22 protein-coding genes, 1 pseudogene and 1 riboswitch are annotated in these 21,258 nt (G+C 59.2%); of the genes and pseudogenes, 15 read left to right on the forward strand and 8 right to left on the reverse strand.

Going from position 1 to position 21,258, the window contains the following annotated elements:
- Positions 1 to 106 precede the first annotated feature (106 nt).
- From EDF70_RS25970 to EDF70_RS25980, 3 genes are all read left to right on the forward strand, one after another.
- Positions 107 to 550 carry a DoxX family protein gene (locus tag EDF70_RS25970; RefSeq protein ID WP_132279878.1) on the forward strand — a complete coding sequence of 148 codons (444 nt, stop codon included), beginning with the start codon at positions 107 to 109 and terminating at the stop codon, positions 548 to 550.
- Complete coding sequence (locus tag EDF70_RS25975; RefSeq protein WP_132279881.1) at positions 547 to 2,145, forward strand: MFS transporter; 1,599 nt, start codon at positions 547 to 549, stop codon at positions 2,143 to 2,145. The genes EDF70_RS25970 and EDF70_RS25975 overlap by 4 nt, the downstream gene beginning before the upstream one ends.
- 167 nt (positions 2,146 to 2,312) lie before the next feature.
- The gene (locus EDF70_RS25980; RefSeq protein ID WP_132279884.1) at positions 2,313 to 3,293 is read left to right on the forward strand and encodes an alpha/beta hydrolase; all 981 of its coding nucleotides are present in this window, start codon (positions 2,313 to 2,315) and stop codon (positions 3,291 to 3,293) included.
- A gap of 8 nt (positions 3,294 to 3,301) precedes the next feature.
- On the opposite strand, the gene EDF70_RS25985 is transcribed toward EDF70_RS25980, so the two are convergent.
- Entirely contained in the window at positions 3,302 to 3,901 is a 600-nt protein-coding gene (locus EDF70_RS25985) for a hypothetical protein (RefSeq protein ID WP_132279887.1), read from the reverse strand.
- Positions 3,902 to 4,142: 241 nt separating this feature from the next.
- On the opposite strand from EDF70_RS25985, the gene EDF70_RS25990 reads away from it, so the two are divergent.
- Entirely contained in the window at positions 4,143 to 4,946 is an 804-nt protein-coding gene (locus EDF70_RS25990) for an AraC family transcriptional regulator (RefSeq protein WP_245519366.1), read from the forward strand.
- A gap of 403 nt (positions 4,947 to 5,349) precedes the next feature.
- Here EDF70_RS25990 and EDF70_RS30090 read toward each other — a convergent pair whose 3' ends face one another.
- The 4 genes from EDF70_RS30090 to EDF70_RS30095 all read right to left on the reverse strand — a co-directional run bounded on the left by EDF70_RS30090 (position 5,350) and on the right by EDF70_RS30095 (position 8,837).
- The gene (locus EDF70_RS30090; RefSeq protein ID WP_165932139.1) at positions 5,350 to 5,517 is read right to left on the reverse strand and encodes a hypothetical protein; all 168 of its coding nucleotides are present in this window, start codon (positions 5,515 to 5,517) and stop codon (positions 5,350 to 5,352) included.
- 81 nt (positions 5,518 to 5,598) lie between these two features.
- On the reverse strand, positions 5,599 to 7,644 hold the full coding sequence (locus EDF70_RS25995) for a response regulator (protein ID WP_245519367.1): 2,046 nt from the start codon (positions 7,642 to 7,644) through the stop codon (positions 5,599 to 5,601).
- 690 nt (positions 7,645 to 8,334) lie between these two features.
- The gene (locus tag EDF70_RS26005) at positions 8,335 to 8,664 is read right to left on the reverse strand and encodes a hypothetical protein (RefSeq protein WP_245519368.1); all 330 of its coding nucleotides are present in this window, start codon (positions 8,662 to 8,664) and stop codon (positions 8,335 to 8,337) included.
- Positions 8,661 to 8,837: a hypothetical protein gene (locus EDF70_RS30095; protein WP_165932140.1), complete on the reverse strand. Its 177-nt coding sequence runs from the start codon at positions 8,835 to 8,837 to the stop codon at positions 8,661 to 8,663. The genes EDF70_RS26005 and EDF70_RS30095 overlap by 4 nt, the downstream gene beginning before the upstream one ends.
- Positions 8,838 to 9,128: 291 nt before the next feature.
- Here EDF70_RS30095 and EDF70_RS26010 point away from each other — a divergent pair, with 291 nt between their 5' ends.
- The 3 genes from EDF70_RS26010 to EDF70_RS26020 all read left to right on the forward strand — a co-directional run bounded on the left by EDF70_RS26010 (position 9,129) and on the right by EDF70_RS26020 (position 11,005).
- A complete protein-coding gene (locus EDF70_RS26010; protein ID WP_132279893.1) occupies positions 9,129 to 9,314 on the forward strand; it encodes a hypothetical protein in 186 nt (61 codons plus the stop codon).
- 468 nt (positions 9,315 to 9,782) lie between these two features.
- Positions 9,783 to 10,592, forward strand: coding sequence for a cyclase family protein (locus EDF70_RS26015; RefSeq protein ID WP_132279896.1), 810 nt, complete (start codon positions 9,783 to 9,785; stop codon positions 10,590 to 10,592).
- Positions 10,592 to 11,005, forward strand: coding sequence for a carboxymuconolactone decarboxylase family protein (locus EDF70_RS26020; protein WP_132279899.1), 414 nt, complete (start codon positions 10,592 to 10,594; stop codon positions 11,003 to 11,005). The genes EDF70_RS26015 and EDF70_RS26020 overlap by 1 nt, the downstream gene beginning before the upstream one ends.
- Before the next feature lie 67 nt (positions 11,006 to 11,072).
- Here EDF70_RS26020 and EDF70_RS26025 read toward each other — a convergent pair whose 3' ends face one another.
- Both EDF70_RS26025 and EDF70_RS26030 read right to left on the reverse strand, forming a co-directional pair.
- Positions 11,073 to 12,086 (reverse strand): NADP-dependent oxidoreductase, encoded by a 1,014-nt coding sequence (locus tag EDF70_RS26025; protein WP_132279902.1) that lies wholly within the window; start codon positions 12,084 to 12,086, stop codon positions 11,073 to 11,075.
- A complete protein-coding gene (locus EDF70_RS26030) occupies positions 12,083 to 12,358 on the reverse strand; it encodes a hypothetical protein (protein ID WP_132279905.1) in 276 nt (91 codons plus the stop codon). Before EDF70_RS26030 ends, EDF70_RS26025 begins: the two co-directional genes overlap by 4 nt.
- Here EDF70_RS26030 and EDF70_RS26035 point away from each other — a divergent pair.
- The 8 genes and pseudogenes from EDF70_RS26035 to thiD all read left to right on the forward strand — a co-directional run bounded on the left by EDF70_RS26035 (position 12,357) and on the right by thiD (position 20,736).
- Entirely contained in the window at positions 12,357 to 13,775 is a 1,419-nt protein-coding gene (locus EDF70_RS26035) for a phosphomannomutase (RefSeq protein ID WP_132279908.1), read from the forward strand. The two genes, EDF70_RS26030 and EDF70_RS26035, sit on opposite strands and share 2 nt — an antisense overlap.
- Positions 13,776 to 13,838: 63 nt before the next feature.
- Entirely contained in the window at positions 13,839 to 15,266 is a 1,428-nt protein-coding gene (locus tag EDF70_RS26040) for a mannose-1-phosphate guanylyltransferase/mannose-6-phosphate isomerase (RefSeq protein ID WP_132279912.1), read from the forward strand.
- A gap of 72 nt (positions 15,267 to 15,338) precedes the next feature.
- Positions 15,339 to 16,448, forward strand: a pseudogene (locus EDF70_RS26045) (glycosyltransferase family 4 protein).
- Positions 16,449 to 16,585: 137 nt separating this feature from the next.
- Positions 16,586 to 16,688: riboswitch (TPP riboswitch) on the forward strand.
- A 136-nt stretch (positions 16,689 to 16,824) separates the two neighbouring features.
- On the forward strand, positions 16,825 to 17,589 hold the full coding sequence (locus tag EDF70_RS26050) for an ABC transporter permease (protein ID WP_132279915.1): 765 nt from the start codon (positions 16,825 to 16,827) through the stop codon (positions 17,587 to 17,589).
- Between the two features lie 16 nt (positions 17,590 to 17,605).
- Positions 17,606 to 18,550 carry an ABC transporter substrate-binding protein gene (locus tag EDF70_RS26055; protein ID WP_132279918.1) on the forward strand — a complete coding sequence of 315 codons (945 nt, stop codon included), beginning with the start codon at positions 17,606 to 17,608 and terminating at the stop codon, positions 18,548 to 18,550.
- Positions 18,551 to 18,552: 2 nt separating this feature from the next.
- Positions 18,553 to 19,290, forward strand: a complete 738-nt coding sequence (locus EDF70_RS26060) for a hydroxyethylthiazole kinase (protein ID WP_132279921.1) — start codon at positions 18,553 to 18,555, stop codon at positions 19,288 to 19,290.
- Complete coding sequence (gene thiE / locus EDF70_RS26065) at positions 19,280 to 19,939, forward strand: thiamine phosphate synthase (RefSeq protein WP_132279924.1); 660 nt, start codon at positions 19,280 to 19,282, stop codon at positions 19,937 to 19,939. The genes EDF70_RS26060 and thiE overlap by 11 nt, the downstream gene beginning before the upstream one ends.
- Entirely contained in the window at positions 19,936 to 20,736 is an 801-nt protein-coding gene (gene thiD / locus EDF70_RS26070; RefSeq protein ID WP_132279927.1) for a bifunctional hydroxymethylpyrimidine kinase/phosphomethylpyrimidine kinase, read from the forward strand. The genes thiE and thiD overlap by 4 nt, the downstream gene beginning before the upstream one ends.
- A 21-nt stretch (positions 20,737 to 20,757) precedes the next feature.
- On the opposite strand, the gene EDF70_RS26075 is transcribed toward thiD, so the two are convergent.
- Positions 20,758 to 21,159 carry a metalloregulator ArsR/SmtB family transcription factor gene (locus tag EDF70_RS26075; protein WP_245519369.1) on the reverse strand — a complete coding sequence of 134 codons (402 nt, stop codon included), beginning with the start codon at positions 21,157 to 21,159 and terminating at the stop codon, positions 20,758 to 20,760.
- Positions 21,160 to 21,258: the final 99 nt, after the last annotated feature.

Here is a 21,258-nt window from a genome sequence, read left to right on the forward strand (position 1 = left end):
AGAAATGATTGGTGCAATTGTTGGCGGCAATCTTTCCGGTCAATATCGCTCCATCAGACCACAACGGCGCCGCTCGGTTCGACCGGCCAGATCTAGAGGTGCAGACATGACCACCCGTTCTCAATCCCAAACTCGCCGGAGCGCTTTGCTGAAAAGTATCGTCACCGCGCCGGCGACCCGTACTGTTGCGCTTCTGGCCCTTTGCTCAGCCTATATCCAGGGCCCGCTGACAAAGATTGCCGACTTCAATGGCGCGATCGCCGAGATGGAGCATTTCGGTCTTCATCCGGCCGGACTCTTTGCAGTTGCCGTCATCGCCTTCGAACTGACGGCTTCCGCCATGGTGGTGTCCGGCTTCCTTCGTTGGGCCGCAGCTCTCTCGCTTGCGGGCTTTACGCTCATGGCCACATTCATCGCGCTCCGCTTTTGGGAAATGGCGCCAGGCATGGACCGCATGATGGCGACCAATGCCTTCTTCGAACATCTCGGCCTCGCAGGTGCGTTCGTCTTCGTCGCTGCTGTCGATCTTGCCAAGGGAGCAGCCAAATGAGCCCCACGAAAACATCCGGGGGCACTTTCGCACCCCTTGCACAGCCCGTCTTCGCCGTCCTCTGGATCGCCACCGTTCTAGGGAATACCGGCAGCTTCATGCGCGACGTCGCGAGCTCCTGGTTGATGACGGATCTTTCCGCCTCTCCCGCCGCTGTTGCCATGGTTCAGGCCGCCGGCACCCTGCCGATCTTCCTTCTCGCCATTCCGGCCGGCGTGCTCACCGACATTCTGGATCGTCGCAAGTTTCTGATTGCAGTCCAGTTTCTGCTCGCCTCCGTCAGCATCTCGTTGATGGTCCTTTCCCAGACAGGAATGCTCTCCGTCAGCGCGTTGATCGGGCTTACCTTCCTCGGCGGCATCGGCGCAGCCTTGATGGGGCCGACCTGGCAGGCGATCGTGCCTGAACTGGTCAAGCGCGAGGATGTGAAAAGCGCCGTCGCTCTCAACTCGCTTGGCATCAATATCGCTCGGTCGATCGGACCGGCCGCTGGCGGCCTGCTGCTCGCCGCCTTCGGGGCGGGCATAACCTACGGCGCCGATGTCGCGAGCTATATCGTCGTCATCGCGGCTCTCGTCTGGTGGCCGCGCGCCAAGAATGCCAATGATGCCCTGCAGGAGAATTTCTTCGGCGCATTTCGGGCCGGCCTTCGCTACACCCGCGCCAGCAAGCCGCTGCATGTCGTGTTGCTGCGGGCTGCGATCTTCTTCGCGTTCGCCAGCGCGGTCTGGGCACTGCTTCCGCTCGTTGCCCGTCAGTTGCTCGGCGGAGATGCCAGCTTCTACGGCATCCTGCTGGGTGCCGTGGGTGCCGGTGCGATCGGTGGTGCGCTGATCATGCCAAAGCTGCGTGAACGCCTGAGTGCCGATGGTCTGCTTCTCGGCGCCGCACTGATCACCGCTATTGTCATGGGCATTCTGTCCCTTGCACCGCCGAAGGCCGTTGCCATCATCGCCCTTCTGTTCCTTGGTGCAGCATGGATCACTGCGCTGACAACGCTCAATGGCGCGGCGCAATCCATCCTGCCCAATTGGGTGCGTGGCCGCGGCCTCGCCGTTTACCTCACCGTATTCAACGGCGCCATGACGGCCGGCAGTCTGGGATGGGGTGCCATCGGCGAGGCTGTCGGCATACAGGGTACGCTTTTGATCGGAGCCGCAGGCCTTCTTGTTGCAGGCTTCATCATGCACCGCATCAAGCTTCCTGCCGGCGATGCGGACATGGTTCCTTCCAACCATTGGCCCGAGCCGCTTGTTGCCGAACCCGTTGCCCACGATCGCGGACCAGTTCTCATCCTGATCGAATACCATGTCGAAAAGCATAACCGTCGTGCCTTCCTGCATGCGCTCGATCGACTTTCCCAGGAACGCCGCCGTGACGGTGCCTATGGCTGGGGTGTGACCGAAGATTCAGGCGACCCGGAGAAGATGGTCGAATGGTTCATGGTTGAATCCTGGGCCGAGCATCTACGCCAGCACAAGCGCGTCTCCAATGCCGATGCGGATCTGCAGGGAAAGGTGCTCGCCTATCACTCCGGCCCGGAAAAGCCAGTGGTTCGTCACTTCCTGACGATCAACCGGCCGGGAAAAGCCTGAAAACAGAGGAGGCGGCAACCTCCGCCTCCTGCAATAATTCCATTTTCCGCAATTATATCGACAGCATTAATGCAATTGTATCCACCATTTTTTGCGGCCAGTATGCCTCCAACAAACGATATCAAGCGTCTCTTTTACGAGACGTGCAAAGTTCCAGGGAACTAAAAATGAAAAACAACGATTTCCCCATCACGCGCCGCAGTACTTTGCTCTCCGGAGCTGCCATCGCCGCCAGCTTTGCAGTTCCCGCCTCGTTTACCCTCGCAGCCGAGACATCATCCACCCCGCATCCAACCAAAGGAAACAAGACAATGGCTTACGTAACCACCAGAGACGGCGTTGAAATCTTCTACAAGGACTGGGGTCCGAAGGACGCACAGCCGATCGTTTTCCATCACGGCTGGCCGCTGTCGTCCGACGACTGGGACGCACAGATGCTGTTCTTCCTCTCGAAAGGTTTTCGCGTCGTTGCCCATGACCGCCGTGGCCATGGTCGCTCGGCTCAGGTCTCCGAAGGCCACGACATGGACCATTACGCCGCCGACGCCTTTGCCGTTGTCGAGCATCTCGATCTGAAGAATGCCATCCATATCGGACACTCCACCGGCGGCGGTGAAGTGGCCCGCTATGTTGCCAAGCACGGCCAGCCTGCCGGCCGCGTTGCAAAGGCCGTCCTCGTGTCCGCCGTGCCGCCGCTGATGCTCAAGACTGCTACCAATCCGGGCGGCTTGCCGATGGAAGTGTTCGACGGGATCCGCAAGGGGGTGGCCGAAAACCGTGCGCAGCTTTTCCTCGATTTCCCGACCGGCCCGTTCTACGGATTCAACCGCGAAGGCGCGAAGGTATATCCCGGCGTGATCCAGAATTGGTGGCGCCAAGGCATGATGGGCAGTGCCAAGGCGCATTACGAAGGAATCAAGGCCTTTTCCGAGACCGACCAGACGGAAGATCTCAAGGCAATCACCGTTCCCGTTCTCGTCATGCATGGTGACGACGACCAGGTGGTGCCGATCGACAATGCAGGCAGACTGTCCGTCAAACTGGTGAAGAATGGCACGTTGAAGGTCTATGCGGGCTACCCGCATGGTATGCTTACCACCCATGCCGACGTTCTGAACGCCGACCTCCTGAAGTTCATTCAGGAATAGCACAGACCCTAGGGCATGACCGACGGTCCGTCTGAGATCGTCGGTCGTCCATAGCGATGCATCAGATGAGCGCCGAACGCGATGACGATATGCGTCAAGGCCTGCGGCTCTGTCTCAGCCGGCATGTCGAACATGTCGGCGAAGGCGGCACCCAAGCTTTCAACCACCTCGTCATCGGCCCCGCGGCAGGTACGAAGTTCGCCAACAGGCGCCTCGCCGGCATGCGCCGACAACTCGTCGAGATAACGGCGGGGAATATGAAACGCCAAGGCTTCGAATGATCCCCGGATCTCGATCGCGGCACCGGGCCTGAGGTCGATGAGACAGATCGATCTTTTCTGATAGATCCTGAACGCGGTCGCAGCACCTCCCTGATAAACATCCCGGTGTTCAACATCCACGAGATAGAGCGTGATCAGATAGGCATCGTCCGGCGCAAACCTGACCAACCTTCGCTGGTTGGCCGGCGCAGTCGCATGGAGATATACGATGGAAATCTCCGCGTCACGAAACGGGCGAACGGCCAAAGACTTCGGGTTGCTGATCCCGAAGCAGGCTGCGATTGTTGCAGATACCGGCAGAACTTCACCCAGTTGTGTTTCGTTCATCTTACTCAAAGGCTTTAAAGGGTGGTAACGCGTTTGACCCGAATAAAGTTTCTAACCGTCTTCATCAGCGCGATCTTGCACAATAACGATGCCGCCGACATAAACTTGAGGTCGCAATGAGAGAAACCACGTGATCCCAGCGTCCCCCACTCGTGACCAACACAAGACGGAGATCAAGACCGACGGGTTTGGTTGCACTCTTAACAGGCTGTCCATCAACCAGGCTCTCAGGGCTCCCGGCATGGCCATTCTGCGCAAGGGGACCCCCGGCATCGACCTTGACCAGGTCGAGATGGAGGGCAGCGACCGTGGGTTCGTCGTCGGCCTGTCTCTCATGGGTGGACACAGCCGACGCATTTTCCACGAGCACCATTCGACGGCTCATGCTTTCTCCGACAGCTCCATCTACATCCGGGATCTATCCTGCGACTACAAGGCCGATCTGGGTGGTCCCTTCGAATTCATGCTGTTCGAGATGTCCGCCGCCGCCCTTGCATCCTTCTCCGAGCATGCAAGCGTGCCCTCGGTTCGCTCTCTAAGCCCTCGAACCGCTGTCGAGGACAAGGTTCTCGCCAACCTCGGCCGTGCCCTGCTTCCCGCTCTCGAAAATCCTGCCTTGGCAAGCCCGCTTTATATTGAACACTTGAGCGCCGCGATCGGCACCCATCTGGTGCAGTGGTATGGCGGTCAGCCGGTGACCGTCGTCCAGCGTAGACTGAAGCTCTCACCTGCGCACGAGCGGCTGGCCAAGGAACTGCTGTCGGAAAATCTTGGCGGTGAGGTTTCTATTGCGGACGTCGCGCACGCCTGCAACCTGTCCCGCGGACATTTCACCCGCATGTTCCGCGAGACGACAGGGGTAACACCTCACCAATGGCTGATCGGCGAACGGTTAGCCCGCGCCTGCGACCTGCTGCGACGTTCCGAGTTGAACCTTGCGGAAGTGGCGATCGCTTGTGGTTTTTCAGACCAAAGCCACTTCACGCGTTTTTTTTCGAGGATCAAGGGCGTATCCCCTGGATCCTGGCGTCGAAGCTCGAGCTGAGTTTTGACCCTAGAGTATCCGTTTTGCAGCTTCCGGTGTGGACGATGTGCAGCCGACAGCGGGTTCATCCCAGTCTCTGATTACGTCTTTTTGCCGTATCGAGCCTGAGAGCAAACGTCCTTAGTGAAATCGCCTCCTGCGTGCGAATTCCAGACTGAGAGGATGGCTTTGTCTCCATGCTTGCCAACCGGCTTTCACGAGAAGACTGATCCTGATCGATCTCAGCGGTCTTGCTGTCCCGCAGTTCCAGTATCATGCTTACCAGGCCCATACGCATTACCATCCTGTTCTTGGGTTCAGGAAACATATCACCGCAATTGCCTAAGCAAAACCTCCGAAAACGCAAATCTTCTTTCGACGCCCATTACGATTTTCGATCTGCCTGCTGGATTTCCGCCCACCTTTACCGGCGATCATTGTCGACGCGAGGCTGGCACCGTTTCATGATCTTGTCGATCGAAGCCTTATCCGAACCGAACCGTTTCAAAAGGTCGGAGGCCTGGGAAAGATTGAGCGTGTAGGCCTGCTGAAGCGCTTCCAGGCTGTAACGGGGTCGGGTGATCTGTTTCATTGTCGCATCTCCTTTTCTGGACAATGCGACGGCCTCTCAGATGTTCCGACAATCAATCGGCCATCGATGCCACAGAGGCCTTCAGCTTTTTGAATGAACGTCCAGCTTGATGATGTTGGTAAGATCGGGTGCGGATAGATGGGCAGACGTCAGCGCCTTGACGATCTCCGACTGCTCGAATGGTTTCATCACGATCGGCCACACGATTTTCGCTCCGGCCTCCAGCTTGTCGCTGTATCCGGTCATCAAGACGACCGGAAGACGTGGGCGGAGCTGACCAATCCTGTCCGCAAGCTCTATTCCCGACATGCCGGGCATCATGATATCGCTGAGAACGGCATCGATCTGCGGATGCTTTTCAATCAGCGCAAGCGCTTCCGTTCCGTCCTTCGCGGTGCGGATGGACGTCACGGCATCCTCGAGAGCGGTCCTTGCCGCCTCCAGCGAAGCCGGTGTGTCATCGACGATCAGTATGTGGGCAGGCATGCCGGGAATGTTGGCTTCTGCAACTTTCGGTGCACGTTCGACCAAAGATTTTGGCAGGTAGAGCGTGACCGCGCTGCCCTGACCGGCCAGGCTCGTCGCCCTCGCCGTACCACCATTGCCCTCAGCAAAGCCGAGAACCTGCGTCAGGCCCAGACCCGGACCTCCATTGTCCTTGGTCGAATAGAAAGGCTCGAATATTCGCGTGAGTTCCGCCGCAGCCACGCCTCTGCCGGTGTCCGTGACTGTCAGCGCCACGACTGGCCCCTTGAGCCGCTTATCCTCGACCACCCCGTCGTCGACGTTGCGGGCGCTGATCACCACATTACCGCCGTCTGCCATCGCTTCTCGGGCATTGGTAAGCAGATTGATCAGCGAAATCTCAAGGCCGACCGGATCGGCATGGACGCCCCAGACATCGTTGGGGATCCGAATATCCAGCAAAACGCTGTCGTTCAGCGCCTGCTGCAGGAGCGGCGTCATTTCAGCGATCTTGGCTTCCAGATCCAGATGTTCCGCACCCTGGTTTGAACGTCTGGCAAAGGATAGAAGACGCCGGGTAATGGTTTTGCCGCGGTTTACGCCCTGCCGCATATTGCCGAGAAGACGCGTCACGCGCTCTTCATCGCCGCGGCGACGTTCGATGCCATCAACACCCGCCTGAAACACCATCAGAAGGTTGTTGAAATCGTGGGCAGCCTGACCCGTCAGTTTTCCGAGCGCATCCATGCGCTGCCAATTGGCAAGGCTTTCCCGTTCGGCGGCACGCGAGCGCATTTCCCGATAGAGCAGCACCGCGACAATGCCGGATAGCAGGATCGTTATCAGGCCGGCGCCGACGAGAAAGATCACCGCATGCATGGCTGGTCGATTGTATTGAGACGCCGGCAATCCAATCTTGACCCGCCATGTCGTCGCACCGATCTGCGCTTCGGCCACACGCACAGCGTTGCCGTTTGACAGCATGAAGAGATCATCCTGCGGCCGCGCAAATTCCGTCGCCGCCATGGCGGCAAGTTCCGGCGAACTGGTGGTCGCCACCAGCCGCTCCTGGCTGTCCACCACCCAGGCAGACCAGTCGTTTGGCAAACCGCTCGCGTAAAGCATCTGCGTAATCGTTTCCGGCCTTATAACCACCGACAGCACGGCCCGCAGGCGATCCTTTCGACGGACAGGAACGCGAACGGCAAAGGCCGCCTTGCCACCCTTGCCGATGGCAATATTGCCGACGACCGGCATGCCGGTCTCGATCACACGTTTATGGCTTTCGAGATCGACAACCTCGCGAGAAGCGGACACCGACAGCGGCGGATAGGCCAAAACGACCTCGCCCTCGTCATTCGAAACGCGAATCTGTTGCCACGCGGCAACCTGATCCTTGAGCCTGCGCGCGGTTTCGGCAAAGCTGGTGCGGGAAACCGGCAGGTCCAGGCGTGGTGAATCGGCAACGATCGAAAGAAGCTGGATCTGGGTATTAAGCTCGCGGTCAAGGGCGCCGGCCAGAATGGCGGCGCGGTCGCGCAGATCGGCATCGAGCCCCTGTTGCTGCTCGTTGATGAAGAACCACCCCATCACGCTGGCCAGAACCAGAGCAGGCAGAAGTGAGGCAGTCACGAGAAGAAGCGCCGGCCTTGCGTTGTTCAAGTTCATTCCTCAGAAAATCGCAGCAGTAAAATTTTCATGGTTGTCTCTAAAGGAACTGACGCGTTCGCATCAAGCCTTTCAGGCTCAGCCGCCTGCACTCTATAGCATCGAAAGCCCGCGTGCAGTGCGCAGATCCTGCTCGGTCAAGTTTTCCTTTGGATAAGGTGTGTCATAATTTCCACTATCTGCTTCCGTTTGCCTTCGGGCAAGCGGTCAAGAGCGATACGAACCGGATTGCCCTACGAAGTTCTTCGCTATGTGGCATCCATGACGACGATCAGCTGCTGCTACGCGATGCAGATGCACTTCAGGCGCTGAGCGACGCGACCCTGAAATGCCCGACTCACGCACGCCTTCGGCCGAACCTTGCGCAATTTACACGCATATTCGGATTACAATGCTGGCAATAAAAAACCGGAATGATGTTTGTTTGGTCCAAACGAAAAAGCCTGCCGCGGGAGGAGGTGCGGCAGGCTTTTCCAAAAGAACCGAACAGCGACTGGGAGGAGGAGTGCCGCTGTTCCCTCAGGCTTCCCTTGGGAGGAGGAGTGGGTCGCCCGAAACACGAAGCTTTGCGGGAGGAGGTGCATCGCTTCGTTGAAAAGATAGATACCGTGTTTTTTTGACATAGATAAGACCGCAGTTTGCAGCACAGCCATGCACTTAACGCATCCCTCTTGACCCAACTGCCTAAATCGACGCCGCGTGTTTCCCAAGAGATCGATTATCAACAAACTCACATCGATCCGGTTGGAACTTCAGGACGAAATCGATGACCTTGTCCGAGGACATTTCGCATGGCTTGAGGACAGGACGTCCATCGGCGAGGCGATATAGGTTGAACGAGACAATGTCGCTTCCGGCAAGATCCTCGGCAAACAGCCAGATACGGCGACTGTCGACCGAGCGATTGATCGTCATCCCCCATCGCCGGCCGGAAAATTCTCCTTCGCTATAGCCAGTGGCATACGTTTCAAGCGCCATTTCGAACGCCCTCAAATCATCCGGCGTGATGCTCATGGCGACAGGCACTCTTCGCATATGCCGCAGCCATCATCGTCCATAGCAGATGCGGGCCGGCTTTGCTCGCAACAGATACAGATCTTCGCGCCAGCTCTGCACCGAACCTGTGGTTCCGGCGGAATGATTTCGATCAGCTTTTCAGGTGTATGTTTGTTGGTTTTGGCATCCATTTCAAAACTCCGTACATGGAATATGAGATGGGATGCCTGCCGGCGAGCAGCAAGGGTCGGGCGATTGGTCGGCGATCCACCACTTGCCAGGTCGCGGCAATCAGATAAGCAGGCCCTCTGACCTTGAGCTGTGATCGAACTCTGTTTGCGAGAAAAATAGCCTTCCGGTCACGCACCTGATAGACCGGCTGCACAAGATACGGCGCAGGGAAATTATAATAAGACAAGCGCCTTGGATCGGCGCACCGCCTTACATCCGAAAGATACCGGACTTTTAACAGGAAACGCACAATGGGTTGGAAAACACCTCAGTTCGAATACGTCAACGGCTATAAGATTGTTGAACTCGACGGCCCCACCTTCAAGGTTTACGACGGTGACCGGCAACTCGGGGAGGACTTTCCCTATTCCGGCGAGGCTGCGGCCTATGCAAACTCCCTGCCGAAGAAGGCCACTCCGCCGCCGCCGCGTTTTTGATAGGCGGGGATATAGGCGGTAAAGAACCGATTTCGGGCAGGACGTCGTTCCTGATCACATTAAAAATTAGCGCTGCGAACGCAGAAGGATCGCAGCGTCCTGTTTGGCAGCAGACAGATTTGTCTTTACACGCTCCCCCGGCAGCAATTGCGCCGCCATGCGTATGGAACTCCGCACAGAACAGCGCTTCCGCTGCAAACGTGTTGACGACGAGAATGCCGATGAACCCCGTGAGTTCAAGCGGCAGGTCTCTCACCGACGGCATTCAGAACAGCCTTGCCATATGAATCAGCGGTTCAGCCTGATGCACATCGGCTTGCCGAGGTAGAGATTGCTTCCCGACACGATGACTGGGCCATGGTCGTCCTGTGTTCTTACCACAACGCAACCTGCGAACGATCTTTTCTTGCTCCATTCCGTGTTTGGAGTACCGTCATGACGAGGTGTTTCAACGGAGGGACGAGTTGGATGTGCAATCAATGCGTGATTGAAGACGTGAAGCGAAACATGCTGTCGCGGCGCCTGCTGTTCAAAGGCGCAGCACTCGCGGGTGCGGCGATGGCGGCCGCAAGCCTGCCGACACCTGTGCTTGCGCAGACAGCCAGGCAAGTTGTCGATCTCACCCATGTCTACGATTCAACATTTCCGACATTCGATGGACAACCGGGAATAGAGTTCGAATGGGCTGCCGAAATCGCCAAGGACGGCTATCAATTGCATAAGCTGACGATTTTCGAGCATACCGGCACCCATATCGATGCGCCTTTCCACTTCAGTGCCGATGGCGCCAGCGTTGACCGGCTGGAACCGCAAAAGCTGGTCGCACCACTTGTCATCATCGACGTAACGGATCGCGCCAGGGAAGAAGCCAATACGTCAATCGAAGCCGCCGATATCGAGCGCTGGATCAGCGCAAACGGCGATCTTCCCGCAGGCGCAGTCGTGGCTTTGCGCTCGGGATGGGCGACCAAGGTGAAAAGCCCGTCCTTCCGGACCGACGACGCTGGAAAATTCGCCTTTCCCGGTTTCGGGAAATCGGCAACCGATCTTTTGCTGCAACGAGACACGGTGGCCATCGGCGTCGACACACTTTCGCTGGATCCGGGCAACTCCGCCGATTTCGCGGTCCATAACTCCTGGTTGCCGGCGGGTCGCTACGGTATCGAGGGCTTGAACAATCTTGAAGCGCTGCCGGTCAAGGGAGCAACGATCATCGTGGGGGCGCCGACACATCGCGGCGGCACAGGTGGCCCTGCCCGCATTCTGGCGCTTATCTGATGGCGGTGGTTCCATTGTTAACGGATGAGGATGCAAGCGCGGAAGCGCTTGCCGTCTTCAACGAAATCCGCGAGCGCCGCGGCACCGATTATGTCAACAACTTCTGGCGTGCTCTCGCGCATGATGCCGATCACCTGAAGGCAATCTGGGAAAAGGTGCCGACAGTCATGGCGCCGGGAGAAATCGATCCCCTGGTCAAGGAACTGATCTACATTGCCGTATCGACAGCCAATAATTGCGGCTACTGCATACACTCCCACACCGCAGCCGCGCGGGCGAAAGGCATGACGCCTTCCATGCACGCCGAGCTTTTGCAGGTCATCGCACTTGCCAGCCAGACCAACGCCTTGGCGACCGGGCTGGCCGTGCCTGTCGATGATCGGTTTGACGTTTCGAGCAAAAGTTCAAAGTGAAGCCGTCAGGGGCGGACAATTTTGGCTACGACCGCGGCTGACGGAAAGGGCATCTCCTCTTTGCCCCTTACGACAGCTGGACGATCAGTTTGCCGAAATTGCCGCCCGTGAGCATCGATATGAATGCTTCCGGAGCATTCTCGAAACCGTCGACAATATCCTCGCGGTATTTGATCTCGCCGGATGCAACACGCGGACCGATGTCGCTCAGGAATTCATCGAAATGGTCCGGCGCGAATTCGGTCTGGATAAAACCCCGGACAAGCAGGCTTTGCCGCAAGATCGCCGACATGGTTTCCGGCAGACGATCGCTCTCCGACGTCGATGTTCCGTTGTAATGGGCCACGAGCCCGCATACGGGAACGCGGCCATAGGTGTTCAGCAGTGGCAGAACAGCATCCCAGACATGGCCGCCGACATTCTCGAAATACACGTCGATACCGTCGGCGCAGACCGTTTTAAGTTCGGATGGAAGGTTTTCGCTACGATGGTCGATGGCGGCATGAAAGCCGAGTTCGTCCTTCACGAAAGCGCATTTGTCCGCGCCGCCGGCAATACCGACTGCCCTCGCTCCCCAGAGTTTTGCAAGCTGTCCAACCATGGACCCCACAGGGCCGGATGCGGCAGCTACGGCAACGGTTTCACCGGGTTTTGGCTTGCCGATGAATTTTAACCCGCTCCATGCGGTAAAGCCCGGCATGCCGAGAACACCGATTGCGGTTGTCAGCGGTGCGCCATGCGTTTCCACATGCCGGAGCCGGTCACCACGGATGACCGCATGCGTAACCCAGCCGGTGCGACCGCGAACGATATCGCCCGGCGCAAAATCGTTGTGCCGCGACTTGAGCACCTCGCCGATGGTTTCGCCTTCCATCACGCCATCGACCGGAACCGGCGCCGCATAGGACTTGGCCTCGCTCATGCGCCCGCGCATGTACGGATCAAGGGACAGATACAAAATGCGGACAGTCACCTCGCCTTCATCGGCCTCCGGCAACTCGGCATCCTCGACGCGGAAATTCTCGGGCTTCGGCGCCCCTGTCGGACGGCTGGCGAGGACGATTCGCTTGGCAGTGATCATGTCGAACCCTTGCGATTGGCTGGGTGGGATTTGGAAATTTCGGGGACAGTGTTACCCATCGGAACGGATGAGCCAAGCCCGGGTTCCAATGTTGATGACAGCGCCACCGTCGGCTTGCGACCATAGCCCGGGTCTTCCCCTGACAGACCGGCCGCCGATAGAACACCTACTTGCAGTTGCTGAAGGACGAGTTTCATCGTTTGGATATTGACTCGCGCGCGTGACAGCTTACCCAGAGTAACAGCAACTATTTCCAGCTGAGGAACTTTCATGAAATTCGGCACCAGTGGACTTCGCGGCCTTGTTACGGACCTTCAAGGTCACGCATCGGCTTTGTATGCCACTGCCTTCGCACAGCATCTGCTCGCTGCCGGGCACGCGAAGACCGGGGATCGCATCTTTGTTGCAGGTGATTACCGCCCCTCCAGCCCGGATATCGCTGCGACCTGCATCGGAGCACTTCAGCGCGCCGGCCTGACAGCTGTCGATTGCGGGTCACTCCCGACGCCGGCGCTCGCGCTTTATGCGATGACGCAAGGCTGCGCCTCACTGATGGTCACGGGATCTCATATTCCGGCAGACCGCAATGGCATAAAATTCTATCGACCTGATGGTGAAATTGACAAGGCGGACGAACTCGAAATCACACACATCGCCGCAGAGATCAGCGACAGCATTTTCGACCTGACGCCCGGCTCCGCACGGAGCGAGGAAAAAGAGGCGCTGGCGCTTTTCGCGGCACGCAATTCGCGCCTGCTTCCGGCTGATGCCCTGTCCGGGCTGAAGATCGGCGTCTACCAGCATAGCACTGTCGCCCGCGATGGTTTGATCGATGTGATCACTGGCTATGGCGCAACGACCGTAGCACTCGGACGATCCGATCATTTCATACCGGTCGACACCGAAGCCGTATCGGCGCAGACAATCGAACTCCTGCGCGGCTGGGCAAAGGAACATCATCTCGACGCGATCGTATCCGCCGACGGCGATGGCGACCGGCCGCTGGTGGCCGACGAAACGGGAACGCCTTTGCGTGGCGACCTGCTCGGGCTCATCGTCGCCCGGTTTCTCGATGCCGAGGTTGTCGTGACACCCGTTACCTCCAATTCCGGCATCGAAGCGGCCGGTGGCTTTCGCGTGACCCGCACGAAAGTCGGCTCCCCTTTCGTCATCGACGGCATGAACGCGGCCAGTGCGGCAGGCGAGACGGCGGTGATGGGGTTCGAGGCCAATGGCGGCGTACTGACACAGTCGGATTTTGCCGTTGCGGGCACGACACTGACCGCCCTTCCGACCCGAGACAGTTTTCTGCCGGTCCTCGCTACGTTGCTTCTGACACGACGCGAGGGCAAGCCGTTGTCCAGCATCGCTGCCGATTTCAATCTGCCTGTCGCCGCCGCCGACCGATTGGAGAATTTTGCTGTCGAAACCAGTGCGGCGCTGATGGCGCATCTGCGAGAATCGCCCGAAAATCTTGCAGCTTTCCTTGCACCGCTTGGTGACGTCGGCTCCATCAGCGATATCGATGGCCTGCGGGTAACGCTACTCGATCACTCCATCGTTCATCTGCGCCCATCCGGCAACGCACCGGAAATGCGCTGTTATGTCGAAGCAGAAAACGAAGCCGCGGCCTTGGCGCTTCTCGAAAAAAGCCTTTTGCGCGTCCGCGACTGGGCCAAAGCACATTGAACTGATTGCCTATTCCCGGTTGCCGCTCTACAAAACAATCCGCCCGACCCTCGGAGATATTTTATGACCCAGAAGATCATTCCCGTCATCATGGCCGGCGGCAAAGGCACCCGTCTCTGGCCGTTGTCGCGTTCGAGCGCACCGAAACAGTTCATCCAGGTCGTTGATGAAAAGACGCTGTTTCAGGAAACCTTGGAGCGCGTCGCAGACAGCGCTGTCTATGAAGCACCGGTCGTCATCACCAATCAGGACTTTCGCTTCACGGTCGCCGAGCAGGCCCGCGAAGTCGGCGTCGAACTTTCCGCCATCCTGCTCGAACCCGTCGCCCGCAACACCGCAGCCGCCATCGCTGCAGCTGCATTCCACCTGAAGAAGACGTTTGGCGAAGACGCCATTCTCCAGCTTCTCGCCTCCGATCACGAGATCGACGCTGGCAAGGACTGGAACGAGGCGATCGCGACTGCGCGTCAGACGGCCGCCTCGGGCAAAATCGTCACCTTCGGCATCAAGCCGACCGAACCGGCCACCGGTTACGGTTACATCGAGCAGGGCGAATCGTTCGCGTCCGGCGCTCACAAGGTCAAGCGCTTCGTTGAGAAGCCACAGCTTGCTGCAGCCGAACAGATGCTGGCAGCAGGCGGATTCTTCTGGAACTCCGGCATATTCATGTCCCGCGCCGATCTGCTCCTGAGCGAACTCGAGGCGTTTGCGCCCGCCGTTCATGAAGCCGCCAGCGCTGCCGTCGACAAGGCGGTCGTCGATCTCGATTTCGTCCGCCTCGACGAGGCAAGCTTTGCAGCGAGCCCGGACATTTCCATCGACTATGCGGTCATGGAAAAGACCTCCAATGCCGCCGTCGTCACCTCGGCCTTTGCGTGGTCGGATCTCGGCAGCTGGGATGCGGTGTGGAAGCTCGGAGAAAAGGATGACAAGGGTAATGTCGTCATCGGCAATGCCACAGTCATGAACACCGAAAATTCTCTGGTTCTGTCACGCGCCTCGCACCTTGCGGTGCAGGGCCTCAAGGACGTCGCGGTTATCGCCAGCGAGGACGCGGTTTACGTCGGTCGCCTCGATGAAGCGCAGGAAGTCGGCAAGCTGGTGAAGTACCTCGCCAAAGCCAAAGCGACATCGAGCCTGACGGAAACCCACCCGACCTCCTATCGCCCCTGGGGCGGCTACACGTCGCTTCTCAACGGCGACCGTTTCCAAGTGAAGCGTCTGTTCGTGTTGCCGGGCAAGAAGCTGTCGCTGCAGAAACATTTCCATCGTTCGGAACACTGGATCTGCGTCAAGGGCACGGCAGAAGTGACCGTCGGCGACAAGGTTACCTTTGTGCGTGAAAACGAGTCAGTTTACATTCCGCAGGGCGACCTTCATCGCCTCTATAATCCCGGCAAGATCATGCTGGAAATGATCGAGGTGCAGACCGGCTCCTATCTCGGCGAAGACGACATCGTTCGCGTCTCCGACGAATTCGGTCGCGGGTAAAGCCCGAAATCAAGGCTCGGCGCCGTCGTTCTGGTGAACGGCGTCGGGCAACGATGCATTCGAGGCTTTGAAATGCGCGTTCTCCACGTCTTCAAGACGTATTATCCGGATACTTTCGGCGGCGTCGAGCGGACGATCCATGCGATCGCCAAGGGCGCAGGTCTGCACGACATACAGTCCGATGTGCTGTCGCTCAGCCGTGAGCCGATCGCCAACAGCGTGGAATTCGACGACCATATGGCGCACAAGGCAAAACTCGATTTCGAGTTTGCCTCTACCGGCTTTTCACGCGCCGCGGTCACCAAATTCAAACAGCTCAGCGCTGGTTCCGACATCGTCCACTACCATTTCCCCTGGCCGTTCATGGACCTTCTGCATGTGCTGCATCCGCCGGGAAAGCCGACGGTGGTCACCTAGCATTCCGATATCGTCAAACAGAAGACGCTGTTGCAGCTCTATCGGCCGCTGATGCACCGCTTCCTGTCGCGTGTCGATCGCATCGTCGCGACCTCGCCGAACTATCTGGCGAGCAGCGAAGTACTGCAGCGCTACCGGGACAAGACCGAGGTCATTCCGCTGGGCCTCGACGAGGCGGATTATCCGCATGCATCTGCGCAACTGAAAGACGGGTGGAAGGCACGCTTCCCAAGACCGTTCTTTCTGTTCATCGGTGTGCTGCGTTATTACAAAGGCCTCCACACGCTGATCGAGGCGGCAAAGCATGTCGATGCCGACATCCTGATCGCCGGCGAAGGACCTGTGGAAGGCGACCTGAAAAACCAGGCGGCCCGCGCCGGCCTGTCCAATGTGCATTTTCTTGGTCCGATCAGCGATCTCGACAAGGCGGCGTTGCTGCAGCTTTGCACCGCTTTTGTGTTTCCCTCGCACCTGCGCTCCGAGGCCTTTGGCCTTTCGCTCGTTGAAGCAGCCATGTTCGGCAAGCCGATGATCAGCTGCGAAATCGGCACGGGAACGAGTTTCGTCAACAGGGATGGCGAAACAGGCATCGTCGTGCCGCCCAATAGCCCGACAGGTCTCGCTGACGCCATGAGGCGCTTGCAGTCAGAGCCGCGAACAGTGGCCGTATTCTCGGCGAACGCGCGACAGAGATACAATCAGGAGCTGAGAGCCGAAGTGATGGTGGACAGGTACTGCCAGCTCTATCGGTCTTTGACACGTTAGACGAAGCAGCTTTTCGCAAACATTTTGCCGCCACGCCGATATGGGCTGGATGCGTCTGTAAATCATGAAATCGCACAGGACCTGACACAGAATGCTTGCACCGGATTGACAAAGGCAGTTTCCCGGTCCAGCTTCATCGCCATTCCGAGGGGAGCACCGAACGGTGCTGAGATGGCGGTGAGCCGGACCCTTGAACCTGATCCGGGTCATTCCGGCGTAGGAACGGAAACGGCGCGTTTGTGCACCTCTTTCTTATTCTCCGCTCGCCTGGATCTCCATGATATCGCTGTCAGGAGATCAGCCATGCCACACGTTTTGAGAGATTTTCGAGCCCGTCGACCATCGCGGTCCGGTGGCTGCATGTCACGTCACTGACATGCAGTTCCGGTTCGCGGCCTTCGGGCTTTTTCTGCTGCTGGCAATCTGGCTGGCAGCCGTGGAGCTGTTTTCACCACCACGCTATCTCCTGCCATCACCGTTCGCGGTGGTGCAGGCCTTGGCGCGTCAAAGCGATTTCCTTGCCCATCACACGTTAGTCACGCTCGGGGAAATTTTCGCGGGCCTGCTTTTCGGCAGCGTCTTCGGCATAGCGGTGGCGTTTCTGGTGATGGCGCTGCCGCGCACCGGCAGGCTTGTCTGGCCAATGGTGCTTGTCCTGCAGACCTTTCCCGTCTTCGTGCTCGCGCCGCTTCTGGTTCTCTGGCTGGGTTTCGGCATGGCCTCGAAAGTGGCGATGACGACGATCGTCATCTTCTTCCCCGTCGCCTCGTCCTTCGCAGATGGACTGAGGCGCACCGAACCGGTGCTGATGGAATCGGCCGCACTGACGAAGGCGACGCCGTGGCAGGTGCTGGTGCGGCTGAGGGTGCCGCTTGCCCTGCCCGCGCTGATATCGGGCCTGCGAGTCGCCGTGCCGCTTGCGCCGCTTGGCGCCGTCATCGGCGAATGGGTGGGGGCTTCGGCCGGGCTGGGTTTCGTCATGGTTCAGGCCAATGCCCGCATGCAGACCGACATCGTGTTTGCCGCCATGGCCATTCTGGCGCTGACCAGCGTCAGCCTGCGGATGATCTTCGACCGCCTGACACGCGGACATCCGCATTGGGCGGCAGAGACCGATCCCGACACACTGTTTTCATCCTGAGGAGAGACGACAAACAATGAAACGAACCCTGCTGGCAATCGCCATTGCCATGTTCACCAGCCTCAATGCCTCCGCTGCCCATGCCGCCGACAAACTGACGGTCATGCTCGAATGGTTCGTCAACCCGGATCATGCCCCGCTCGTCATTGCTGCACGCAACGGCTATTTCGAAGCCGCCGGCCTCGACGTCGAGCTGGTGCCGCCGGCCGATCCATCGACGGTGCCGCGTCTTGTCGCGGCGGGTCAGGCCGATATCGGCATTCATTACCAGCCGAACCTCTATCTCGACCGCGCCGCCGGCCTGCCGCTCAAGCGCATCGGCACACTGGTCGAAACACCGCTGAACACCGTCACCGTACTCGCCGATGGTCCGATCAAAAGCCTGAAGGATCTGCGCGGCAAGAAGATCGGCTTTTCCGTCACCGGGTTCGAAGACGCCATGCTGAAACGCATGCTGGAGGGCGAAGGGCTGAGCCTTGAGGATGTAGAGCTCATCAACGTCAATTTTGCGCTGTCGCCTTCGCTGATCGGCGGCAAGGTCGATGCCACGCTTGGCGGCTTTCGCAATTTCGAGCTGACCCAGATGCGTATCGAAGGCCATGAAGGCCGATCGTTCTTTCCCGAAGAACACGGCGTGCCCGTTTATGACGAACTGATTTTCGTCGCGAACGACAGGCTGACGGCCGATCCGCGCCTGCCGCGTTTTCTCGAAGCTGTCGAGAAGGCCGCAATCTTCCTGACCAATCATCCCGACGACGCCTGGAAACTGTTCATCGCCGCCTATCCCAATCTCGACGATGCGCTGAACCGTCAGGCCTTCACCGATACGCTGCCGCGGTTTGCCAAACGGCCGGCGGCGCTCGATCGCGGCCGGTACCAGCGATTTGGCGATTTCATGCAGGCAAGCGGGCTGATCCAAAAAGCGCCGCCCGTCGAAGACATCGCACTGGAGATCCGCTGACCATGACGCAGACATTCCCGACAGCAGAACAAGCCGCCGACCTACTACAGCGCGTACGCGCGCGGCGCCCGAGGGTGCATTGCCTGATGAACACGGTGGTGCAGAAATTCACCGCCGACGGAATTACCGTGATCGGCGCCATCCCGTCGATGACATCTTCACCGGACGAGATCGCCGATTTCGTATCCAAGGCGGATGTGCTCACCGTCAATCTCGGCACGCTGGATGCCGAACGCCGCAACGTCATCGAACGGGCGGTCGAGATCGCCAATGATGCGGGAAAACCCTGGATCCTCGATCCGGTCCATTGCGACTATTCGCCGTCACGTCTGGCCTTTGCCCGGACGCTGATTGCGCACCGGCCCACCGTCGTTCGCGGCAACAGGGCGGAGATGGCACTGATCGGCGATACCGGCGCCATTCTGAACATCGAGACCGGCGCGGCAGACCGGCTAACGGATGGCAGACGCAGCGTCACCGTGCGCAACGGCCATCGCTGGATGGCGGAAGTCACCGGCACGGGCTGCCTGTCCGGCGGGGTGATTGCCGCCTTCCTGACCGTCGAGCCGGATGCGCTTGCCGCCGCCACCGCGGCACTGGCAGCAACCGGCGTGGCGGCCGAACAGGCTGCCGAACTCGCACGCGGCCCCGGCAGTTTCGGCGTCGCCTTTCTGGACACGCTCTCGGCGCTCACCCCGGAAGCACTGCGCAAGGCTGCAAGGATCGACCATGACCATTGATTACCGACTGAACCCGATCGTCGATGCCGGCCTTGCCGATATCGGCAACCTGCCGGAACTCGCCGCTATCGCCGCAAAAAATGGCGCGACGCTGATCCAGTACCGCGACAAGACCGGCTCGACCGGCGCCATGATCGAGCGCGCCAAGGCCATTCTCGAAGCGCTGCGGGGAACCGGCGTGCCGCTGGTGGTGAACGACCGCGTCGATGTGGCACTGGCGGCCGGCGCAGACGGTGTGCATCTGGGCGCCGACGACATGGATGCCGCAACCGCGCGTCGGCTGCTTGGCCCTGCGGCCATCATCGGCCTCACCGTCAAGACACCTGCCGATGCCGAACGGGCCGGACGGGCGGCGGCAAGCTATGCCTGCATCGGCGGCGTGTTCGAGACGTTGTCGAAGCACAATCCCGATCCGCCGGTCGGGCTGGATGGCTTTCGCCGGCTGCGGGCGCAATTGCGTACACTCGATCCCGGCCTGCCGGTCGGCGCCATCGCCGGTATCGGCCTGCGGCAAGTGCCGGATGTGATCGCCGCCGGTGCCGATGGCGTCGCCGTCATTTCGGCGATCTTTCGCGCACCCGACATTGCCACCGCCTGCCGTGATTTTCGACACGCCGTCGATCACGCCTTGAAGGGAGTGCCGCAATGACAGCCACCGCCATGACGATTGCCGGATCCGACAGCGGCGGTGGCGCCGGCATCCAGGCTGATATCAAGACGTTCTCGGCGCTGGGTGTCTACGCCACCAGTGTGATCACCGCCGTGACCGCGCAAAACACGCTTGGCGTAACCGCGGTGGAGGATATCTCGTCACAGACGATCCGAGCGCAGATCCGGTCGGTGCTTGCCGATATCGATGTGCATGCCATCAAGATCGGCATGGTGTCACGCAGCGAAACCATCCTCGCAATTGCGCAGGAACTGGAAGGCTATCAAGGTCCGGTTGTTCTCGATCCGGTCATGGTCGCGACATCGGGCGACCGGCTGTTGCGCGAGGATGCGATCGAGGCCCTGATCGCCGGCCTCGTGCCGAAGGCGACGATCGTCACGCCAAACCTGCCGGAAGCCGCCCTGCTCACCGCCACGCCCATCGCCGAAACGCGGGCGCAGATGATCCGTCAGGCGGAAATCATCCTGACCGCCGGTGCCGCTTCCGTGCTGATCAAGGGCGGTCATGCCGGCGGCGATGACAGCGTCGATCTTCTTGTCGATCATGCGGGTGTCAGGGAATTTTCGGCACCCCGCGTGGATACGAACAATGACCACGGCACCGGCTGCACGCTGGCAGCGGCAGTGACCGCTGGTCTCGCCAGTGGTATGGCGCTCGGCGATGCGGTGGATCACGCCAAAACCTATCTCCAGCAGGCCCTTATCGAGGGAAAGACCTTGAAAATCGGCGGCGGGCACGGCCCGGTTCATCATTTCCATCAATGGTGGCGCGCATGATGCCCGCCATCTCCCGCAGGATCAACCCATCTCGCCCGGCAGCGTTTCGCCGAACTGCGCACCGCGCCAGATCGCCGAAGCCTGCGGGTTGGCAAACAGAAGACGCAAATGGCCGATGATCTGGCCTGCGCGGGGATCGGCCAGCCGGTAGACGACCGCTTTGGCGGCACGTTCGCCGGCAATGATGCCCGCCTCGCGCAGTTCGCCGATCTGCTGCGACAGGGTCGGCTGGTGCACGTCGAGGATCTTTTCCAGCTCACCCACCGTCCGCGCGCCCTCCATCAGCACGCACAGGATCGACAGGCGAACCGGGTTCGACATCGATTTCATGAAATCGGACGCCTCGCCGATCGCCTGGCATCTAATTTTCGGCACATGCGGCTTGCGATTTCGTTCATCCGCGCCGTTTTGGTCTTTCGTCATTCTGCGTCCTCCAACGCTGGAATATTTTTCTTCCTCATCAGGCAATTTCAGCGTCGCATTTCTCGCCGAGCCTGTTACCTTCATTATATAAATTTATAT

The sequence above is a fragment of the Neorhizobium sp. JUb45 genome (assembly GCF_004343585.1).
Taxonomy (GTDB): Bacteria; Pseudomonadota; Alphaproteobacteria; order Rhizobiales; family Rhizobiaceae; genus Neorhizobium.

Bases quoted from the DNA above. Each gene is read 5' to 3' on its own strand.
- EDF70_RS26050 (WP_132279915.1), top strand. From the start codon at position 16,825: ATGCAGTTCCGGTTCGCGGCCTTCGGGCTTTTTCTGCTGCTGGCAATC.
- EDF70_RS25970 (WP_132279878.1), top strand. From the start codon at position 107: ATGACCACCCGTTCTCAATCCCAAACTCGCCGGAGCGCTTTGCTGAAA.
- EDF70_RS26030 (WP_132279905.1), bottom strand. From the start codon at position 12,358: ATGAAAGTTCCTCAGCTGGAAATAGTTGCTGTTACTCTGGGTAAGCTG.
- EDF70_RS30095 (WP_165932140.1), bottom strand. From the start codon at position 8,837: ATGGATGCCAAAACCAACAAACATACACCTGAAAAGCTGATCGAAATC.
- EDF70_RS26025 (WP_132279902.1), bottom strand. From the start codon at position 12,086: ATGATCACTGCCAAGCGAATCGTCCTCGCCAGCCGTCCGACAGGGGCG.
- EDF70_RS26005 (WP_245519368.1), bottom strand. From the start codon at position 8,664: ATGAGCATCACGCCGGATGATTTGAGGGCGTTCGAAATGGCGCTTGAA.
- EDF70_RS26075 (WP_245519369.1), bottom strand. From the start codon at position 21,159: ATGACGAAAGACCAAAACGGCGCGGATGAACGAAATCGCAAGCCGCAT.
- EDF70_RS26015 (WP_132279896.1), top strand. From the start codon at position 9,783: ATGTGCAATCAATGCGTGATTGAAGACGTGAAGCGAAACATGCTGTCG.
- thiE (WP_132279924.1), top strand. From the start codon at position 19,280: ATGACCATTGATTACCGACTGAACCCGATCGTCGATGCCGGCCTTGCC.
- EDF70_RS26035 (WP_132279908.1), top strand. From the start codon at position 12,357: ATGAAATTCGGCACCAGTGGACTTCGCGGCCTTGTTACGGACCTTCAA.
- EDF70_RS26060 (WP_132279921.1), top strand. From the start codon at position 18,553: ATGACGCAGACATTCCCGACAGCAGAACAAGCCGCCGACCTACTACAG.
- EDF70_RS25990 (WP_245519366.1), top strand. From the start codon at position 4,143: ATGGCCATTCTGCGCAAGGGGACCCCCGGCATCGACCTTGACCAGGTC.
- thiD (WP_132279927.1), top strand. From the start codon at position 19,936: ATGACAGCCACCGCCATGACGATTGCCGGATCCGACAGCGGCGGTGGC.
- EDF70_RS30090 (WP_165932139.1), bottom strand. From the start codon at position 5,517: ATGAAACAGATCACCCGACCCCGTTACAGCCTGGAAGCGCTTCAGCAG.
- EDF70_RS26040 (WP_132279912.1), top strand. From the start codon at position 13,839: ATGACCCAGAAGATCATTCCCGTCATCATGGCCGGCGGCAAAGGCACC.
- EDF70_RS25980 (WP_132279884.1), top strand. From the start codon at position 2,313: ATGAAAAACAACGATTTCCCCATCACGCGCCGCAGTACTTTGCTCTCC.
- EDF70_RS25985 (WP_132279887.1), bottom strand. From the start codon at position 3,901: ATGAACGAAACACAACTGGGTGAAGTTCTGCCGGTATCTGCAACAATC.
- EDF70_RS26055 (WP_132279918.1), top strand. From the start codon at position 17,606: ATGAAACGAACCCTGCTGGCAATCGCCATTGCCATGTTCACCAGCCTC.
- EDF70_RS26010 (WP_132279893.1), top strand. From the start codon at position 9,129: ATGGGTTGGAAAACACCTCAGTTCGAATACGTCAACGGCTATAAGATT.
- EDF70_RS26020 (WP_132279899.1), top strand. From the start codon at position 10,592: ATGGCGGTGGTTCCATTGTTAACGGATGAGGATGCAAGCGCGGAAGCG.
- EDF70_RS25975 (WP_132279881.1), top strand. From the start codon at position 547: ATGAGCCCCACGAAAACATCCGGGGGCACTTTCGCACCCCTTGCACAG.